The 3356-nt window shown below is 68.0% G+C and carries 3 protein-coding genes; all 3 read right to left on the bottom strand.

Features of this window, described 5'->3' with window-relative positions:
* Positions 1-1512, bottom strand: a 1512-nt coding sequence (locus M4D54_RS13695; protein WP_396121505.1) for a flotillin family protein, incomplete at its 3' end; no start/stop codon positions are given.
* Positions 1513-1598: 86 nt separating this feature from the next.
* A complete protein-coding gene (locus M4D54_RS13690; RefSeq protein ID WP_193866136.1) occupies positions 1599-2468 on the bottom strand; it encodes a carbohydrate ABC transporter permease in 870 nt (289 codons plus the stop codon).
* Between the two features lie 7 nt (positions 2469-2475).
* A partial coding sequence (locus M4D54_RS13685; RefSeq protein ID WP_259892096.1) for a carbohydrate ABC transporter permease occupies positions 2476-3356 on the bottom strand: 881 nt, incomplete at its 5' end.

Below are 3356 nucleotides of genomic sequence, written 5' to 3'. Positions count from 1 at the left end.
GGAGGGGTCCTGAGCGTCCCGCTGCTCCTGCTCCTGCTCGGCCTGGGCACGCACGTCGCGACCGCCCTGGGACGCCCGGGCGAGGGTGTCCTGGAAGTCGACGCCGGTGGTGGACTTGACCATCTCCAGCACCTGGGCCAGGCCCACGGAGATGTTCTGCCCGATCTTGGCCTCGCCGTCGGTGGAGAACACCGAGAGGCTGTCGATGTTGGAGTACGGGGAGGCGAGCTCCCCCGCCACCTGCGGCAGCACCTCGAGCACCTGGGACAGCACGGCGGCGTCGTTGAACTGCTTGTACGCCTCGGCGCGGGCACGGGTGGCCTCGGCCTCCGCGGTGCCGCGGGCCAGGATCGCGGCGGCCTCGGCCTCGCCCTTGGCGCGCAGCGAGTCGGCCTCGGCCTGGCCCTCCAGGCGCACCGCCTCGGCATCCTTCGAGCGGCGCTGCAGCTCGACCTCGGCCTCGGCGCGGCCGCGAGCCTCGATGGCGAACGCCTCCGCCTCCGAGGACACCTTGCGGGCCTCGGCGCGGTTGCGCTCGTCGGTGAGCTGGGCCTCCGACTCGGCCACGCGGGCGTACTTCTTGGAGTCCGCGTCCTGCTGCTCGGCGTAGCGCTTGGCCTCGGCCGGCTTGTGGACCTCCGCGATCAGCTGCTTCTCGCGCAGGTCGTTGTTGCGGATCGCGATCATCTCCTCCTGCTCGATGATCCGCTGCTGCTGTGCAGCGCGGGCCAGCGGGCCGGAGGCGTCCGCGACGGCCTGGCGGGCGTCGGTCTGCTCCTTGATCTCGGCCTGGCGCAGGTCGAAGGCCTGCTTCGACTCGGCCTCGGCCTGCAGGTTGAGGTTCTTGGCCTCGGTGGCCTCACGGCCGGCGTTGGACTCGGCGATCGCAGCGGTCTTGGCCACCAGGGCGGCCTCGGGACGGCCCCAGTCGCGCAGGTAGGAGCCGTCGTCCTCGATCGCGGAGATCTGGAAGGTGTCGATCACCAGGCCCTGGTTGTTCATCGAGTGCTCGGCCTCGGCCTGCACCTGGGCGGCGAAGGAGGCGCGGTCACGGATGATCTGCTCCACCGACAGGGTGCCCACCACGGCGCGCAGGGTGCCGGAGAGGATCTCCTGGGTGTAGTGGTCGATCTGCTTCTGCTGGTCCAGGAATCGCTGGGCGGCCTTGCGCACGTCGTTGACGTTGCCGCCCACCTTCACCTGCGCCACCCCGCGCAGGCGAAGGAAGATGCCGTTCATCGAGTAGCCCTCGACCTCCACCGGGATCTGCCGGGAGGACAGGCTCAGCACGAAGGCGCGGTCGAAGATGGGCCGCACGATCGCGCGCCCGCCGATGATCACCCGCGCACTGCCGGACTCCAGGTCGATGTCCCCGGTGGGGGAGGTCTTGGCGTTGCGGCCGGTGATGATCAGCGCCTCGTTCGGTGCCGCGATGCGGTAGCTGCGCAGCAGGATCCCCAGCAGGATCAGCACCGCGACGACGGCGATCGCGACCACGAGGAGTATCGGCATCAGTGTTTCCATCGGTTCCCCTCAGTCGGTTCAGGCATGCGGTGGTCATTGTCCCATCGCGCGGGCTGTGCTGCGGCCCGATCGGCTCACTTCATGCCGGTCGAGGCGATGCCCTGGACGATCTGACGCTGGAAGACCAGGAAGCAGATCAGCACCGGGACCATCGAGACCACGGCGATGGCCAGCACCAGGTTGAAGGGCACCACCTCCTGGCTGGCGAAGCGCTGCAGCGCCACCGGCAGGGTGCGGGTGCGCTCGTTGGTCACCACCAGCGGCCACAGGAAGTCGTTCCAGCGCCACAGCACCGAGAAGATCGTCAGCACCGCCAGGGCCGGCTTGCACAGCGGCAGCACGATGCGCCAGAAGATCCCGAACTCGCGTGCGCCGTCGATGCGGGCGGAGTCGATCAGCTCGTCGGGCAGCGTGAGCATGTACTGGCGCAGCAGGAACACACCGGTGGGGGTGGCGATGGCCGGCAGGATCACGCCCCACAGGGAGTTGGTCAGCCCCAGGCTCGCCGTCACCTGGTAGACGGGGATCAGGATCACCTGCAGGGGGATCATGATGGTGGCCAGGGTGACCAGGAACAGGACGTTCTTGCCGCGGAAGTTGTACCGCGAGAGCGCATAGGCGGCCATCGAGTTGATGGCCAGGGTGAGCAGGGTGGCCACCACCACCACGATCACGCTGTTGGAGAGGTACCGCAGCACGTCGAAGCCGGTCAGCGCCGTGGAGTAGTTCTCCGGATGCCACGAACGGGGGATCAGCGTGGGTGGGCGCTGGGCCAGCTCCGACTGGTTCTTGAAGGAGCCCAGCACCGTCCACACCAGGGGGATCAGCACCAGCAGGGCCAGTGCCGTGAGGTTCACGGTGCGCACCACTGCGGCGGGGCGCACCTTCCGGTGGGAGGTGGAGGTCCAGGTGGAGGGCTTGGAGGAGTTGCTCGAGATGCTCATGGTCTGCTCACACCGCCTCTGCCCGTCGGCCCAGCCACCAGTTCAGCAGGGTGAAGGACATGACGATCAGGAACAGCACCACGGAACCGGCTGCGGCCATGCCGTACTGCATCTGGGGCCCGAAGGCGTTGTCGTACACGTACTGCACCAGCAGGGTGGTGGCCCCCACCGGGCCGCCGCCGGTGAGGTTGTAGATGACGTCGAAGGCCTGGAAGCCGTGGATGGTGGACAGGATCAGCACCACCATCGTCGTCGGCGCCAGCAGCGGCAGGGTGATGGACCGGAACTGCTGCAGGTGGGAGGCGCCGTCCAGGCTCGCGGCCTCGTACAGGTTCGGGTCGATGGACTGCAGGCCCGCCAGCAGGATCATCGTGTAGAAGCCCACGTTGGTCCACAGGCTCACCGCGATCACGCTGATCATCGCCAGCGTCGGATCCACCAGCCAGGGAACCGCCGGAATGCCGATCGCTCTCAAGGCCTCGTTGACCAGACCCCCGTTGCGCTCCAGCAGCCATCGCCACACGATGCCCACCACCACCGGGCTCAGCAGCACCGGCAGGAAGAACACCGAGCGGAAGAAGGACTTCCCGAAGCCCTGAGCGTTCAGCAGCACCGCCAGCACCACCGCGATGCACACGCCCAGTCCCACGAAGGCGAGCACGAACACGATGGTGTTGAACAGCGCCTGGTAGAAGTCGGCGTCGGAGAAGATCCGCTCGAAGTTGCCGGTCCCGGCCCATTCGAAGGTGCGCCCGTTGCGCGAGGAGTACAACGAGATGTTGAAGCCGCTGAGCGCCGGCCAGATGGTGAACAGGCCGAAGATGACCATGTTCGGCAGCAGGAACAGGTAGGGCGCCGCCCTGAGGGACCACGGCACCCGGCGGCGGG

Source organism: Brachybacterium sp. p3-SID1565, from assembly GCF_025143785.1.
Taxonomy (GTDB): Bacteria; Actinomycetota; Actinomycetes; order Actinomycetales; family Dermabacteraceae; genus Brachybacterium; species Brachybacterium epidermidis.
This window is presented reverse-complemented; position numbering and strand designations above follow the sequence as displayed.

Excerpts from the sequence above, each read along its gene's own strand:
- M4D54_RS13690 (WP_193866136.1), bottom strand. The coding sequence starts at position 2,468 with ATGAGCATCTCGAGCAACTCCTCCAAGCCCTCCACCTGGACCTCCACC.